Annotated in this window: 11 protein-coding genes and 5 pseudogenes; 9 read left to right on the plus strand and 7 right to left on the minus strand. The window is 66.8% G+C overall.

The features are described from left to right. Positions 1-30: 30 nt before the first annotated feature. From AC1VWI_RS44970 to AC1VWI_RS44980, 3 genes and pseudogenes are all read right to left on the minus strand, one after another. Positions 31-135, minus strand: a pseudogene (locus tag AC1VWI_RS44970) (IS5/IS1182 family transposase); the annotation flags it as partial. 85 nt (positions 136-220) lie between these two features. Further along, positions 221-979 carry an SDR family NAD(P)-dependent oxidoreductase gene (locus AC1VWI_RS44975; RefSeq protein WP_499517148.1) on the minus strand — a complete coding sequence of 253 codons (759 nt, stop codon included), beginning with the start codon at positions 977-979 and terminating at the stop codon, positions 221-223. Between the two features lie 51 nt (positions 980-1,030). Next, positions 1,031-2,113, minus strand: a complete 1,083-nt coding sequence (locus AC1VWI_RS44980) for an aldo/keto reductase (protein WP_499517149.1) — start codon at positions 2,111-2,113, stop codon at positions 1,031-1,033. Positions 2,114-2,274: 161 nt separating this feature from the next. Between AC1VWI_RS44980 and AC1VWI_RS44985 the strand changes: the two genes are divergently transcribed. After that, a protein-coding gene (locus AC1VWI_RS44985; protein WP_499510068.1) for an IS630 family transposase occupies positions 2,275-3,350 on the plus strand; the annotation gives its coding sequence in 2 pieces (ribosomal slippage) (positions 2,275-2,721 and positions 2,724-3,350; 1,074 coding nt in all). Between the two features lie 175 nt (positions 3,351-3,525). Further along, positions 3,526-4,341, plus strand: a complete 816-nt coding sequence (locus AC1VWI_RS44990; RefSeq protein ID WP_499517155.1) for an AraC family transcriptional regulator — start codon at positions 3,526-3,528, stop codon at positions 4,339-4,341. Between the two features lie 19 nt (positions 4,342-4,360). On the opposite strand, the pseudogene AC1VWI_RS44995 reads toward AC1VWI_RS44990, so the two are convergent. Together AC1VWI_RS44995 and tpg are read right to left on the minus strand one after the other, a co-directional pair. Next, positions 4,361-4,562 (minus strand): annotated as a pseudogene (locus AC1VWI_RS44995) (transposase); the annotation flags it as partial. A gap of 51 nt (positions 4,563-4,613) precedes the next feature. Further along, a pseudogene (gene tpg / locus AC1VWI_RS45000) lies at positions 4,614-4,904 on the minus strand (telomere-protecting terminal protein Tpg); the annotation flags it as partial. Between the two features lie 883 nt (positions 4,905-5,787). Between tpg and AC1VWI_RS45005 the strand changes: the two are divergent. Continuing rightward, entirely contained in the window at positions 5,788-6,819 is a 1,032-nt protein-coding gene (locus AC1VWI_RS45005; RefSeq protein WP_499516682.1) for a helicase associated domain-containing protein, read from the plus strand. 54 nt (positions 6,820-6,873) lie between these two features. On the opposite strand, the gene AC1VWI_RS45010 is transcribed toward AC1VWI_RS45005, so the two are convergent. Beyond that, positions 6,874-7,617 carry a TIGR02391 family protein gene (locus tag AC1VWI_RS45010; protein ID WP_499516681.1) on the minus strand — a complete coding sequence of 248 codons (744 nt, stop codon included), beginning with the start codon at positions 7,615-7,617 and terminating at the stop codon, positions 6,874-6,876. A 211-nt stretch (positions 7,618-7,828) separates the two neighbouring features. On the opposite strand from AC1VWI_RS45010, the gene AC1VWI_RS45015 reads away from it, so the two are divergent. The 6 genes and pseudogenes from AC1VWI_RS45015 to AC1VWI_RS45040 all read left to right on the plus strand — a co-directional run. Next, positions 7,829-8,023: a hypothetical protein gene (locus tag AC1VWI_RS45015; RefSeq protein ID WP_499516680.1), complete on the plus strand. Its 195-nt coding sequence runs from the start codon at positions 7,829-7,831 to the stop codon at positions 8,021-8,023. Between the two features lie 25 nt (positions 8,024-8,048). After that, positions 8,049-8,909 (plus strand): DUF4231 domain-containing protein, encoded by an 861-nt coding sequence (locus AC1VWI_RS45020; protein ID WP_499516679.1) that lies wholly within the window; start codon positions 8,049-8,051, stop codon positions 8,907-8,909. Between the two features lie 175 nt (positions 8,910-9,084). Beyond that, positions 9,085-10,767, plus strand: a complete 1,683-nt coding sequence (locus tag AC1VWI_RS45025; protein WP_499516678.1) for a hypothetical protein — start codon at positions 9,085-9,087, stop codon at positions 10,765-10,767. A gap of 401 nt (positions 10,768-11,168) precedes the next feature. Then, positions 11,169-11,714, plus strand: a pseudogene (locus AC1VWI_RS45030) (transposase); the annotation flags it as partial. A gap of 52 nt (positions 11,715-11,766) precedes the next feature. Then, on the plus strand, positions 11,767-12,918 hold the full coding sequence (locus tag AC1VWI_RS45035; RefSeq protein ID WP_499516677.1) for an IS30 family transposase: 1,152 nt from the start codon (positions 11,767-11,769) through the stop codon (positions 12,916-12,918). 26 nt (positions 12,919-12,944) lie between these two features. Then, positions 12,945-13,415, plus strand: a pseudogene (locus tag AC1VWI_RS45040) (IS256 family transposase); the annotation flags it as partial. 25 nt (positions 13,416-13,440) lie between these two features. On the opposite strand, the gene AC1VWI_RS45045 reads toward AC1VWI_RS45040, so the two are convergent. After that, positions 13,441-15,468 (minus strand): recombinase family protein, encoded by a 2,028-nt coding sequence (locus tag AC1VWI_RS45045; RefSeq protein ID WP_499508782.1) that lies wholly within the window; start codon positions 15,466-15,468, stop codon positions 13,441-13,443. Positions 15,469-15,479: the final 11 nt, after the last annotated feature.

Genomic DNA, 15,479 nt, shown 5'->3' on the forward strand with positions numbered 1-15,479 from the left:
CCTACTTGACCCGCCAGCGACATGAGATGTCTTCGACTGCTCGGCGACCTTTTGATCGCGAGTGCGCACCAAGGTGCCGTCCACGATCAATACAGCGTCCTTGGCGAACCGCCGACAGGGCTGCAGAGCGAGGACGGCTTGTGATGACGTGTGTCCCGCCGCGGCGCGGCCGCAGCTCCACTCCGACCGCGGCCGCAGATGGGACGCCGACCGGCGCGCGCTACGGCACCGAGTAGCCGCCGTCGATCGGCAGCGCCACGCCCGTGATGAAACCTGCCTTATCCGAGCAGAGCCACACAACGGCGTCAGCGATCTCATTCGCGTCGGCTATCCGCCCCAGGGGATGGGCAGCGATGATCGACTTCATGGGCTCCTGGTTCGGGTCCATCGTGGCGATCATCGGTGTGTCCACCAGGCCGGGGCACAGGGCGTTGACGCGGATACCGCGCGGTGCGACCTCAAGGGCCGAACTCTTCGTCATGCCGATCTCGGCCGCCTTGGTGGCCGTGTAACCGGAGAACCCGGACACACCCACCAGCCCCGCGCCCGAGGACATGTTCACCACTGAGCCGTAGCCCTGCGTCACCATCTGCCTGAGTTCGTACTTCATCGACAGGAACACACCGCGAATGTTGACGGCGATCATCCGGTCCAGCATCTCGGTCGAGTAGTCCGTGGTGAGCTGGAACTCGCCATCGTAGCCCGCGTTGTTCACGGCGAAGTCGAGCCGGCCCGTGTCCCCGACGGCCGCTCGGACCGTGGCTTCCACCATGGACTCGTCGGACACATCGGCTACGAAGTAACGGGCCAAACCGCCGGCGGCCTCGACCAGACGCACCGTTTCCTTCAGCGTCTCCTCCGTACGACCCGAGACCGTGACCAGTGCGCCCTCGGCAGCGAGCGCCAGTGCCGTCGCCCGCCCGATACCGGATCCGCCCCCGGTGACCAAAGCGGTCTTGCCAGCGAACTGCAGTGACATATTTGTCCCTTTCGTGTTGCCTAAAATGGCTTATCTGCGGTGATGTGGTGTTCAGTAGCGGGCGCTGCTGACTCCCAGGAGCGGGGACACCATCGAAGGGCGCCCGTCCACGGTGGCCCCGCCAAACTGGATCATCGGTGCCAGCGTCCTGTTGTTCTCGGCCGGGAAGTTCAGCGCGGGCGCGGACACCTCGTCGAGGGCATCGCGCTGGGCCTTGGTCAGGGTCACGTCGAGCGCCTGCAAGTTGGCCTCGAACTGCTCCAGGCGGCGTGCGCCGACCAGGGTGGAGGCGACTCCGGGTCGGCCCTGCACCCAGGCCAGCGCCACCGCGGCGGGAGTGGCGCCCACGTCATGCGCAACGGCGGTGAGCGCGTCGATCACGACGTAGTCGGCCTTGCTCGGTGCGCCGACCAGTTGCGTACGTGCGGTGTCGACCGGTCCCGTAGTGGTGCTGGAGTACTTGCCGGACAAGAAACCGCTCTTCAGCGGCCCCCAGGGCAACACTCCCATGCCCAAGGCCTGAGCCATGGGGATCAGTTCCCCCTCCGAGGTGCGTTCGAGCAGGGAGTACTCCAACTGCACAGCGACGATCGGGGCCCACCCGCGGAACCGCGCAATGGTGGCGGCCTCCGCCGTCGCCCAGGCCGGCACGTCGGAGAAGCCCACGTAGCGGACCTTGCCGGCGCCAACCAGGTCGTCCAGCGCGCGGAGCGTCTCCTCGGCCGGCGTGGACGGATCGAAGTTGTGCAACCAGTAGATGTCGACGTAGTCGGTCTGCAGACGCCGAAGGGAGTTCTCCAGCTGTTGCACGACCGCCTTGCGGCCTGGTCCTCCACCGTTGGGGTCGTTCTCATAAAGGTTGCCGAAGAACTTCGTGCCGATCACCACTCGATCGCGCAGTCCGGACCGAGCGGCGAAGTAGTCACCAATGATCTTTTCAGAATGGCCGTTGGTGTAGATATTGGCCGTGTCGATCGAATTACCGCCTCGATCGAGATAGGCCGAAAGAATCTCCTTGGAATCCGTCGGACTGCTACCCCAACCGTGATCCTCCCCGAACGTCATCGTGCCCAGCGTGAAGGGACTGATACGCAATCCAGAACGTCCGAGCGTGACGTAGGAATCGAGCGACATGGTGCGACCTCATAGGCAGGAAAGGGCGAGGATGGACGCTGTGGCGGTCCGTCCCGGGTACCTGTCCATTCGACCTCGCCGCAGAGCGGCTCCCTACTGACTTGTAATGCGTGATGTCGTGGGGTGCTGACAGGTCGTGATCGTCGCGGTACACCACGGTCATGAGGTACGCGCAGGGTGGCGGGCTGACTGCCGAGCGGAGGGCATTTCGCGAGCGGATCCGTCTGGACGCGGGTGAGATGTTCGCGGCTGGTAGCGACAACGCCGAGGTGGCGAGGGTGCTGCGGGTGCATGTGCGCTCGGTACAGCGCTGGCGGCGGGAGTGGGTCGAGCGGGGTGATGCCGGTCTGGTCTCGAAGGGGCCGGCGTCGTTGCCCAAGCTCAGTGACGAGTTGTTCGTGAAGCTGGAGGCGGCGCTGGCTTTGGGGGCGGTAGCGCACGGCTGGTCTGACGAGCGCTGGACGCTCGCACGGATCCGGACGCTGATCGGGCGGATGTTCCACAAGAGCTACACCGTGCCCGGGGTGTGTCTGTTGCTGCACCGGCACGGCTGGTCGCCCCAGGTCCCGGCTCGCAGGGCCGTGCAGCGCGACGATGAGGCGGTCGCGACGTGGGTGAAGGAGACCTGGCCGGCCGTGGAACCACCGCGGCGGCGCTCGGCGCCTGGACCGTCTTCGCCGACGAGGCCGGGTTCTCGATGACGCCGCACACCGCCCGCACCTGGTCCCGCACAGGCCTCACCCCGGTGATCCGGGTCAACGGCGGCAGCAGACGTCACCTGTCCGTGGCCGCTCTGTGCTGCTACAAGCCCGGTCAGCGGCCGCGGTTGGTCTTCCGGCACACCGGTGACCGGCGGGCCGACGGCCGCAAGGGCTTCTCCTGGAAAGACTTACGAGACCTACTCACCGCCGCCCACACCCAACTCGGCGGACCGATCGTGCTGGTCTGGGACAACGTCGGCCTGCACCTCAGCCGCGCGATGCGCGCCTGGACCACGGCCCGGGACTGGCTCACGGTATTCCAGTTGCCAGCCTATGCACCCGACCTCAACCCCGTGGAGGGGATCTGGTCCAGCCTGCGGCGCACCAGCCTGGCCAACATCGCCTTCACCGACTACACGCACCTGGTCACCGCAGTCCGCCGGGGCCTACGCCAGATCCAGTACCGGCCCACCATCATCACCGGCTGCCTCACCGGCACCGGCCTCACCACAGACCCAAGCGACATCACGCATTAATCCTCAGTAGACCGATGGGCGCGGATCATTGCACAATCCGCGCAACCTCCCTCCCATCGTGCTGGCCCCGCGCACGCTCACGTGGTTTTCTGGCGTCGTGGATCACCTCAACGAAATTCGGCGCCGGATCACACGCCTGGCCGCGGGCAGCCCTCGCCCGGTATGGGTCCAGCAGATGGCAGCCTTCTCGACCGAACATGTGACCGAACCACTGGGTGCAGTCACCGAGCCTATGGTCGCCCTGACCGCTCAGGGAGCGAAGCGCTCCGTCCTGGGTGACCACATCTTCGAGTACCACTCGGGCCAGTACCTCGTCGCGACCGTCGACCTGCCTCTAACCTCGCAGATCACCCGCGCCACGCCCGCCGAGCCATACCTTGCGTTCGGGCTTCCCCTGCAGCCCGCGATCATCGCGCAACTACTGCTGGACGCCGGCTCGACCACCCTCCGTCCGCACGCGGGGCCGGGTGTCGCGACCAGCGACGCAGACGACAGACTGCTCGACGCCGTCGTCCGGCTCCTGCGCCTGCTGGACGAGCCACGTGACATTCCGGTGCTGGCGCCCAGCCTCCGACGCGAGATCCACTGGCGACTGCTGAATGGTCCCCAGGGTGCTCTGATCCGTCAGATCGGCCTGGCCGACAGCCGCACGACCCTCGTCGCCCGCGCCATCGCATGGATCAAAGCGCATTACGACCAGGTGATGCGTGTCGACGACCTCGCCGCCGAAGTCGGATTGAGTGTCTCCTCACTCAACCGGCACTTCCGGGCCGTGACCGCGATGAGTCCACTGCAATATCAAAAACAGCTACGGCTGCAAAAAGCCCGCATCCAGCTCATGGCATCACCGCGCGACGTAGCCGCAATCAGCCACGCCGTAGGGTACGAAAGCCCCTCGCAGTTCAGTCGTGAGTACCGGCGAATGTTCGGCGCGCCCCCGGGCCGGGACGTGGCGCGGCTGCGAACCGTGGAGGTTCTCCAGGATTACTGATGCTCAATTCGTGATGTCGTCATGGTGGTGCGGGGGTGACTCCGGTTCCGGTGAGGCAGCCGTCGAGGACGTGGTGACGGTATTGGAGTCGGCGTAGGCCATGGCGGACTGCAGTGATGAGGTGGTCCGGGTCGGTAAAGGCCCGGTTGGGGGTAGTGGTGGCGTCGGAGGATCGACCAGATGCCCTCGACGGGGTTGAGGTCGGGTGCGTAGGGCGGGAGTTGCTGGCCGGTCCGTATCTCGGCGAGCTATCTGCGACCAGCCACAAACAGCTACAGCTCGATGTCGATGTAGTCGATGTCGGTGAACTCCACCTGCAAGCCCTGCGCGCGGCGGCCGCGGTCGCGGAAGTAGAACTCCTGCAGGCCCTCGGCTGCGATCGCACGCAGCCGCTGTTCGCCGGCCCCTTGCTCCTGGGCCTCAAAGAGGCGTGCCGCATTGGCGGGCGGGAGGGCTTGGGTGATCAGGCGCAGGCGGGCGTCGTCGGTGCTGCCGGGCACGGCGGTGAAGCCAAAGCGGGCCCGGGTGTCGATGACGACGCCGCCGGTGGTGGCCGCGGCCTGCAGCGAGATCACGCTGTGACGGCCGTGGCGCCTGCGGACAGTTCAGTCCAGTGCACTTCACTCATGGCCAGAAATTCTCAATGGACCGCAACTCTCCAATAGGCCCCAGCCACCCGCAACTCGACTGCTGGAAGCAGGGCCATCTTGCCTGGTCGCCTCAGAAGCTCGGCTCGAATTTGTCCTTTTTGACACAAAGAACTCCTTTGCCCGAAACAGCTCGGAGCGTGAGGGGCGGGACCTACGGCCCCAACCGGGGCCTACGCGGCCCCGGACCCCACGCCAGCGCCTAGGGCGCGCTGGACCGCCCTTTCCTGCCGCCTGCCCTGCGCTCCGCGCACCCCTCGGGCGCTGGGCGCCCTCGGTGGGCAGTTGCCCCTGGTAGGCCGCCCCCCTCCGCTGTGGGCGAGGCCGGCAGACGGTCGAGCGTAATGGTTTCGCCATAAGGGGGCTTACGGCGGGGCAAAGGGAGCCGGGGTACTTCCGGAAGCGACCTTGCAGATATCTGGCACGGCGGATCCGCGCGATCCGTCGATACCCGCCAGGCGCCGGACCCGAACCCTGATCGGGTCCCACTATCCAGACAGGGCTCGGGCGCTACCTGTAGCCCTGCACCAACCTTCATGATCACTTCCGGGCCGTAGTTCCACGCAATACCCAACGGGTTATCCCCGTAGTCACAACATCCTCCGCCCAGTTGCAGCACCACAGGCCAGAGCGTCACGGAGCCGGGTATCAAGCGCCCCTGCAGCACACCACACCAGGTCAGACGGCAAACCAGAGCTACATATATGTAACTCAAATACCCAAGGTCAGCGCATCGAGCATGTCGTAACTAGAGAGAAAGTCGACAGGCGGGGAAAGTGCGCAGGGCGGGGAAGGTGGCTTGTCGGCCCTCGCGCAGGGGCTTCTGTCTTTTTCTACGCCGCGTGATCCGGCGATTCTGGCACGGTTCATGAGCCTGCGTGTTCTCCGGCCGGAAAACACCTATTGGCGTGCCGGAATCCAAGCAGCCACCCGCTACGTGAAAGAGAACGGCGATTTGCGCGTGCCGTATGCGTTCACGACTCCCGAAGACTGGGATCCCGCCGATTTCCCGCTGGGGACGTGGATTGCGGACCAGCGCAGGTTTTTCCATGCGGGTCAGATGAAGCCGGTGCGGGCTGCCGAACTGGGCGATCTGGGTATGGTGTGGTCGCACTGGGACGTCGCCTTCGCCGAGGGACTGTCCGCCGCGGCGGAGTGGGCGGCCGTGCACGGGCATCTGCTGCCGCCCGCCACCGCGGTCTGGAACGGGTACCCCGTCGGCGTCTGGATGAAGAACCAGCGGACTGTCGGCAGGCTGGCGGACGTCATCGCGCAGCGGCGCGAGGCCGGTCTGCCGGTCGGCTCCACCGCCGGCGCGTTGTCGGAGGAACGCAGGGATGCACTCGAGGCGATCGACCCGTCCTGGTGCCCCACCTGGCCTGTGGCATGGCAGCGCAGCTACCGGCTGTGCCGGACCCTCGTCGAGGATGGCCAGTCGCTGCCGACCGTGCCGGGACAGGTGAGCGTGCAGGGCGAGGACCTGGGCGCGTGGGTTAAGGCGCAGCGCCTGGGCTGGGACGCTCTGCTACCCGCGCAGGCATGGATGCTGGAAAACATGCTCCACCTCAGCCCCGCGGCACCTGACGAGTGGCCGCCGGGACGCCGTACGCAGGCCGACAAATGGGCGATCAACCTACGCGCCGCCCGCCAGTACCACTCGCGGGAGAACAGTCTGCAGGTGCCGAGGAAGCACGTCGAAAGTCTCACCGAGCCCGACGGCACCGTGACCGAGGTCAAGCTGGGCCAGTTCGTGGACAACACCCGCCGCCGGGCCGCGAAGCTGACCGAGGACCGGCGGGCGGAACTCGACGCCCTCGGCATGCGCTGGTAGCAGCAGAGCGAAGGGCTGGCCGGGGGTCTCAAAGGGAATCCCGGCCTTGCAAGCCTACTCGGCGGTTGTAGCTTGACGGCTCTTGGCACGTTCAATCTGCCGCAGGAGCAAGTCGGCGAACTGGATGATCTCGGCCGCCTCGATCGGGTCATCGAAGTCGACGGTGCGGTGGCTGGAAGGGTTCTTGAACGCACCCATGGCGCCAGCGAAGAGCGCCGACGCCGCTTCCTGCTCCCCACCCTCGGCTCCCGCGTGGGCGAGCGGTCCGCCTTCCTTCCCGTTCTTGTGAGGCTGGAACGCCGCGCGCATTAGGTGCACACCGACCAGGGAGTTGTCGAGGCCGGAGGCGTCACGGACCGCAACCTCGACAGCCTTCATAGCAGCGAAGCACGCCGTCTCGTAGTCGCCCAGGTGGAAGTTGGTGCGTACCGTTCCTTCCAGTGTCGGATGCAATGAGCCGGACAGCCGTTCGCGGGCTTGGAAGCGCGTGATGCCTTCCGGATCTTTCACCAGGTCCATGCCGTCGCGGGAGATCCGGCGGAAGGCGTCCGACTGGCTGGGTTCCCTGGAGAGAAGCGCACGTCCTTCCAGCCAGGTCCAGGCGTCAGACAGTCTGTCTACGAGCGCGTCCCTGTCTGGCTCATCCTGGAACGCTTGACGCGCCGAACCCATCGTGCCTATGTACTGCTGATAGCCGGTACCACTAGCGAGATGCTGCAAGAGCAGGAGAGCAACGTCACGAGTCGGCAACTGCCGGATCTGCTCCGCCTCGACGGGCGCGACGTACGTGTATCTCATAGGTCCTCAAGGTACGGGTCGAGCCGACACGCCACTCCGGACTTCCTACCGAACGACACCGGGAACGCGGTGAGCCTGACATTCAGCCCAGGGGAGCTCGGTCCAGCCTCCTGGGTCGGTCCGCGCAGGTACTGCACCGGCAATCAAGTGACCCGCGTCAGTTTTCGGGTATGCGCATCGACCTCAGACACTGATCACTACCGTCTTGACCATGGCGAAGGGGAAGACATTCATCGGCCCGGTCGACTGGGTCGATGCGACCGGTGGCACATCTGTCGCTTTTATTGGGATACCGAGGCGTATGGGAATCTTTCGCCATATATGCGGCCGCTGGGGCCAGCAGTTACCCGCCGGTAACCTGCGTTTCTGGTTGCCAATCGTCCTTCTCGGCGCAGCGCTGGGTTGACATGGGGGGCGGGTGAGCTGCATTGGTGTCTAATATCAACACATTGCAGGCGAAAGTTGCTGAACTGGAGCGGGATGTTGCCTGGAAGCGGAGGCGTGCACGTCTGCTCGCGATTTCTCTTGTTGTTGCCATGCTGAGCGTCCCGGCGCTTGTCGCGTGGAACGCCCTGCACGCCGGTGACCATGCCGTGCTCCTGGCTGGGAGAGCTTTCCTCGTCACTCCGTTGGCTGCCAGCAGCCTCACAGTCGCAGTGATCTGTGTAGATCACGTTTTCCAGCGTGACCCGCTTGACGTTCGGAACCTGCACTCACCGCCGGACCGCTACGCGTACAGCCTGGCGCAGCTACGCGACAGTCTTGCCTCCAAGCGTGAGGAGCTTCGCCGCGCGAGCCTACGGGCGCATCCACCGCTGACGGAGCGGCGCAGCATGTACCGCGAAGATACCGTTGCGGTCATTGCCCAGTATGGGCGGGAGAGCCGCCACTACCGACGCGTCCACAACACCCTGCAGTCACTGATCATGATCGGCTCGACTGCGATGACCACGATCGCAGCCCTCAGCCAGCAGGACTGGAACTGGCAGACCCTGTCCGTCGTGGCTCTGGGCTTCAGCGTCACCCTCGCGTCCGCGTTCACCGGGTACTACAAGTACCGCGAGCGCAGCTACTTCCTTCGGCAGACGGCTGACGCCATCGAAGAAGAACTAAATGCCGTGATGCTCGGGATCGGTGACTATAGCCAGTTCTCGGAGGAGCAAGAGAGCGAATCTCTCGCCAAGTTCACCCAACGTGTCGAGACGCTTCGCGGTGAACAACGACGGCGCGAACAGCAACTGGACCAGCCAGCCGAGCAGGCCGCGCCCGCCACACCGCCGCCCGCTATGTGACCGGCACCGCCCTTCGGGAAGGGCCCAGGCCGGCCGCACTGAGCTGCTCACTGACCCGAGACGGCAAATCCCACCTGCCGCTGACACGAGGCAGCACACCGGGCTCGCACGGGAGGAGCACCCGGTGTCGGCGAGCGATGCAAAGATGGTGTGTTTCCTGGGGGAGGGCGGGGCCGTGGCCATCGAGTGGGACCGGATCGGGCAGCCGGAGTTCGACCGGATCGTGGAGGCGCTGGTACACCGGCTGTACGACCAGACCGCGCGGGTGCGCGCGGTCAACGGGCGCGGCGGGGACGGCGGGATCGACATTGAGGTCGTCAGCGGCGGGCGGCTGCGGATCTTCCAGCTGAAGTACTACCCGGACGGGTTCCCCGCGTCGTCGTTCAAGGGACGGCAGACCTCGATCAAGAAGTCGTTCGCCCGGGCGATGGCGCACTCCCCGTACGAGTGGGTGCTGGTGGTGCCGTGCACCCTGGGCCCGGGCGAGCAGGCGTTCGTGGACGGCCTGGCGGCCGGGCGTGGCGTGCGGGTGCGCGTGATGGACCGGGCCGAGCTGGACGACCGGATGGCCGCGCACCCGGACCTGGTGGACTTCTTCACCCGGGAGCAGCTGCTGGAGAAGGCGAAGGTCTTCGGCCAGGAGCAGGCGGTGCTGCTGGGCGGGGATCGGGACCTTGCCGAGCGGGTCGCCGCGCTGGGCGCGGTGGTCGACGGCCTGGACGATCATTGGACGGTGGACTTCTCCCGTGTCGAGGGCATGGTGGTGCACACCCTGCGGGCCAAGCATCCGCGTGCCCACGAGGTCAGCCCCGTCACGTTGGAGCTGAAAGGCAGGCCCGGCGGGATGGACGCGGACCTGACCGCCACGCTCACCAGGGCGCTCGGCTTCGGGCTCGCCGAACAGGTCGTGCTGCCCGCTGAGGCGATCGCGTCGCTGACCGTCAACGGGCCGCAGTGGCTGGCGAAGACCCTGACCAACGTGGAGGTGGTCTGGCGGCCCGTCGGGCCGCTGCCCGGGGCCGGCGCCCCGGCGGAGCTGGCCTTCCACGACGAGGCCGGTGCTACCGTCGCGTCGTTCTCGGGGCAGGTGCACGGCCTGGGGAGCGGCAGTATGGGCCGCTCGGTCGACGTCGACCTGCACGGCAGCCGACTGCAGCTGCTGCTCCCCCACGACCTGGACCGCCCTGCCAAGCTGAACTTCTCCTTCGACCTGGCCGGGGCCACCCCTGCCCAGGCGCTCAAGCGGCTGGGGCTGCGGCGCAGGCTGATGTCCGGCGGCACCTTCGCTCTGACCGTCGAGGGCCAGGACGCGGGCGGGGGCCAGCTGGCGGCCGCGAGTACCGGCGAGCGTGACGAGCTGGAGCAGCTGCGGCTGTATGCGCAGGACCTGGAGGTCCTGCAGCGGCACTGCGAGCAGGAGTTCCCGCTTCCCGATGACATCACGGCCGCCGAGCGGGTCGCGCTGCGTGTGGCGCGGCTGGTCGTCGAGGGGCACTGTGTCATCTCCCCGTTTGCCCGCGCTCTGACCGTCACGCTCAACGGCGAGGACCACCCGGCGCTGCGGGCGGTCCTGGGCGGCGAACCCCAGTCGGTGCGCGTCCTGGACCCGCAGTTCACGCTGACTCTGGCCGGGCGCACCTTGTCACTCGGCGAGGTGATGGCCTTCCACACCCAGGTCGTCGCCGAAGACGGTCCCGCTGCCCTGGCCGCCCTGGACGCGGGCCAGGCCGAAGGCCGGCGCGTGGCGCTGCGCCCCATCGACGGTCAGCGCTACCGGCTGTGTCTGCGAAACGTCGACCCGCAGCGGCCGTTGGTGCCTGTCCCGCTCGGGCTGCCCGGATACCCCGAACCGCACTGAACCGCACGGCGCGAAAAGCCGAGCCCGGTGGCCATGTCCGTCGGCCGCCGCCTGTGCCATTCCGGAGCGCCGCAGCATGGGCAGCCAGTCCGCTCCCGTACGTTGACAGGCTATGGGGAACGCTCTCGTCCACGAGGCCAGCGGTTTCATCAACTTTCGGCACTACACGTTCGAGGATCCGCGCGAGCACGGCTTCCGGTGGGTAGACAGCAAACACCTACGTCTCACCGGTGAAGCCAGTGGTGACGTGCAGCTACTCGCGGCGCTCATCCGGCATGAACAGTTCCGGGACGACTACGCCGGCGGCGGGGTGCTGGCAGACGGGCCCCGGCACGGTCCGTACTGGCTGAGGCGGGTCTGTACGGTCTTCGGTGTAACTCCCGATCAAGGAAGAACACCTGATGAGCGACGTGACTGCCTCCGTCGAGGCGGTTGAAGAGGTCCGACCGGTCGAGTTGTCGACGGACGTGCTGGATGAGCAGTTGATCGGGCAGTTGGTCGACCGGGCCCGCGCCGGCGGGCTCCAGCTGACCGGCGAGGGCGGACTGCTGCAGCAGCTGACCAAGCGGGTGTTGGAGTCCGCCCTGGAGGGCGAGATCACCGACCACCTCGGCTACGAGAAGCACGACTCGGCCGGAGCAGGCAGCGGCAACTCCCGCAACGGGATCCGGTCCAAGACGGTGCTGACCGACGTCGGACCGGTCGAGATCGACGTTCCCCGCGACCGGGAGGGCAGTTTCGAACCCCAGATCGTCAAGAAGCGGCAGCGCCGGCTGACCGGCGTGGACGAGATGGTCCTGTCCCTGTCCGCCCGGGGTCTGACGCACGGGGACATCTCCGCGCACCTGGCCGAGGTCTACGGCGCGAGCGTGTCCAAGACGACGATCTCGACCATCACGGACAAGGTCATCGACGGGATGGCCGAGTGGCAGAACCGGCCTCTGGACCCGGCTTGAGTTCTATTGGTGGTTGCGAACGCCCGCGATCAGGGAGATTCGCATGCTTCGACGTCCTCCGATCAGAAGATCGACAGGGGTGAAGAGGAGGTACTTCGAGCTCCTGCGGCAGGGCCTCAAGGGGGCAGCGGCCGCCCGGATCGTTGACGTCTCCACCAGCTGTGGGTCCAAGTGGTTCCTGGAAGCTGGTGGGATGCTCGTTCCGGACCCCGGCCCTATATCCCCGCGCTTCCTGACCCAGGACGACCGCATCACTATCGCCGACGGCCTGCACGCCGGGCGGAGCGTGAAGGAGATCGCCGCCTCGATCGGCAAGAGCTTCCAGACGGTCTATCGAGAGATCAAGCGAGGCAGCAAGCCGGACGGCGGCTACCAGCCCTGGTGGGCGCACAACCAGGCACTGCTTCGCAGGAAGCGACCCAAGGAACAGAAGATCCGCTGCAATGAGCCGCTGCGGACCATCGTGCGCAAGAAGCTTGACGAGCAGTGGTCGCCGCAGCAGGTCTCCCGGTTCCTCGCCCGCGCCCACCTCGGCAATCCGGCGATGCGGGCTTGCCCAGAGACGATCTACCGGGCCCTGTTCGCCGGCCTGCTTGGCAACAGGGACGGCAGGCTCCGGACGGGCCGGACCCGGCGCAAGAAGCAACGCCGGGGTGTTCCCACACCGAACAAGATCAAGAATATGACGTTGATCCACCAGCGTCCGGTCGAGGTCAACGACCGTGCTGTTCCCGGTCATTGGGAAGGCGATCTGATCATCGGGGCCAACCAGGGCTCAGCAATCGGCACCCTGGTCGAGCGGACGACCCGGTACGTTCACCTCCTCCACCTGCCCGACGGCTGGAAGGCTCCACAGGTCCGTAACGCGCTCATCACTCAGACCGCGCACATCCCGCCTCAGCTGCGGAGAACGCTGACCTGGGACCAAGGACGGGAGCTGACACTGCACGAGGACGTCGAAGCCCTCACCGGCTTCCGGATCTACTTCTGCGACCCCCACTCGCCCTGGCAACGCGGCACGAACGAGAACACCAACGGCCTGCTCAGGCAGTATTTTCCCAAGGGCAGTGATCTTTCGGTTCACAGCGCCCATGACCTACGGCAAGTCGCCCGACGGCTCAACCGGCGACCTCGCCTCGTGCTCGGAGACAAGACTCCCGCCGAAGCCATGAGAGACTTCCTGCAGCACGATTGACCTGGCGATTCGCAACCATCGATGGAAACCGCCCGGTCTATCCGGTGATCTTCATCGACTGTGTGCACGTCAAGGTCCGTGACGGGCAGGTCGCCAACCGTCCGATCTACGTGGCGCTTGCGGTGACGGTGGACGGGACCCGCGACATCCTGGGCCTGTGGGCCGGTGACGGAGGCGAGGGCGCCAAGTACTGGCTCCAGGTCCTTACCGAGATCCGCAACCGCGGCGTCGAGGACGTGTGCATGGTCGTCTGCGACGGGCTGAAAGGCCTGCCCGACGCGATCGGCACGGTCTGGCCGCAGGCGATCACGCAAACCTGTGTCGTTCACCTCATGCGGGCGTCGTTCCGTTACGCGGCCCGCCAGGACTGGGACAAGATCTCCCGCGCCCTCAAGCCGATCTACACCGCGCCGACCGCGAAGGCCGCTGAGGACCGCTTCTTGGACTTCCAGGAGGAATGGGGTGCCAAGTATCCGGCGATCGTGCGCCTGTGGGAAGTCGGTTTCATACTGCCTGTCCTGTCTAGTAGTTGGTGTTCGCTCGCCGCTTGAGGTGGGAGGATGTGGCCACGCGCTGTTTCCAGTACGCCTCGGTGCCGCTGTCCCAGGTGATGCACCAGCGGCGGTGGCGGGCCTGGCGGGCGGCCATCTCGCCGCTGCGGATCCAGGGGTAGATCGCAGCTTCGTGGACGCCGAGGATCCGGGCGGCCTCGGGCACGGTGATCTCCCCGGGCCCGGTGGGGTCGTTGCGCCTGGAGCCGATCGCGTGCTGGGCTCGGATGTGACGGATCGAGTTCACCGTGAAGGGACGACAGTTCCCGGTGATGAAGCCGAGGCTGTTGAGGTGGTCGGCGATCTCGGCGTCGCTGCGGCTGTCCAGCAGGTTGCGCACGATGTCGACGGCCTGGGTGGGGTTGCGGTTGGTACGACGGTCGCAGGTGATCTCGTCGACGGAGCCGGTATGCCAGCGCACCCCGATGTCAGCACGAGTGTTATCGACGTGCCGCACGGTCACGTCCGCGATCAGGGTCCGCAGCAGGCGCTTGCGGTCCTTGGCCGTGGTCGTCGGCGATTGCCACAGAGCCGGCACGTCTCGGGCGAGCTCCCGCAGCCGTGCGGGCTCGGGCAGAGCCAGCTCGGCGGCGATCAGGTCCGCCAGCGCCGCTTCGGCCTGGGCCAGCGCGGCAAGTTTCGCCTCCCAGCGGCTCTCCAGTGAGCGGGCCACCAACCGGTTTTCCGGCTCGACCTGGCCAAAGGCCCGCTCGGCGCGATGGGCCTCATAACGGGCCCGTTCCACGGCGAGTTCGGCGGCCCGGTGCGAGCGCTGGTGACGGTGGTGGACCTCATCGGCCGCGGCCAGGGCGAGGTCCACCTGCTCGGGTGTCAGCGCGGCCAGCAGCAGATCGACCACCTGCGGGTCGACGGCCGCGGCGGCGATCGAGTGGCAGCCCGGTGTGAGGAGCGCATCGCTGCGGGCCCGGGTGCACACATAGTCCGCGGTGCCGTCCGCACGCCGGTAACGGGTGCTCATCGGGAAGCCACACGAGCCGCAGAAGATGATGCCCTGACACACCGGCACCCCCTCCCGCGGCGGCCGGGCCTTCGCACGGGTGCGATTGGCGGCCAGCTTCGCCTCGATCTGCAGATACTGCTGCCAGGAGATATAGCCCTCGTGGTGGTCACAGATCAGCACGGCCCACTGATCGCGGGACCGCTGGTTGACGGTGGTGATGACAGTGCCGTCGGGCCGCACCTTGCGAGAGCTCACCGAGCGACCGAAGACATAGGCCCCGGCATAGACGGGATTCTTCAACACTGCGGCGGCCCGGCCATGGGTGAGCCGTCCCCAGGCCAGCCGCCCGTCCCACACCCCGGTATCCCGGCGGGGGAAGCGACGTCCGGCGAACGCGCGGACCACGGCGAGAGCGGAGCCGTGCTGGTCAAAGAGGGCGAAGACGTCCGCGACCGCAGCTTGCACCTCTTCATCAGGGTCCACCACGATGGTCCCGTCGTCGGCATAGACCATGCCGACGGGCAGCGGCAGCCGCAGGTCCCCACGCTCGGCGGCCGCCTTGCGGGCTCCCTGCAGGCGTCCAGCCAGGATGTGCAGCTCGGCCTCGCTCATCGTGGACTTCAGGCCCAGCACCAGGCGGTCGTTGAAATCGCCGAGGTCATAGACGCCGTCGGCGTCGATCAGGAGGGTGTCGGTCAGCCGCGCGAACTCCAGCAGCCGGCCAAACTCGGCCGAGGAACGGGCAAGTCGGGAGACTTCCAGCCCGAAGACCGCGCCGACCTCGCCGAGACAGACCCGGGACACCAACTGCTGGAATCCGGCCCGCATTCCGGAGAATCGGCCCGAAACCCCCAGGTCCGCATCCACGACCTCGATGTCGCATGGGGCCCAGCCGAGCTCCCGCGCGCGGTCGGCCAGCCCGTACTGGCGGGCAGTCGACTCGGTGTTCTCCCGTGTCTGCAGCAAGGTTGACTGCCGCACATAGATCAGTGCCTGCCTCGACCGGTGCGAGGACGTGATCTTCTGCAGCCCGCTCACCGCCGTCCTCC

The sequence above is a fragment of the Streptomyces sp. TOM-9 genome (genome assembly GCF_056858595.1).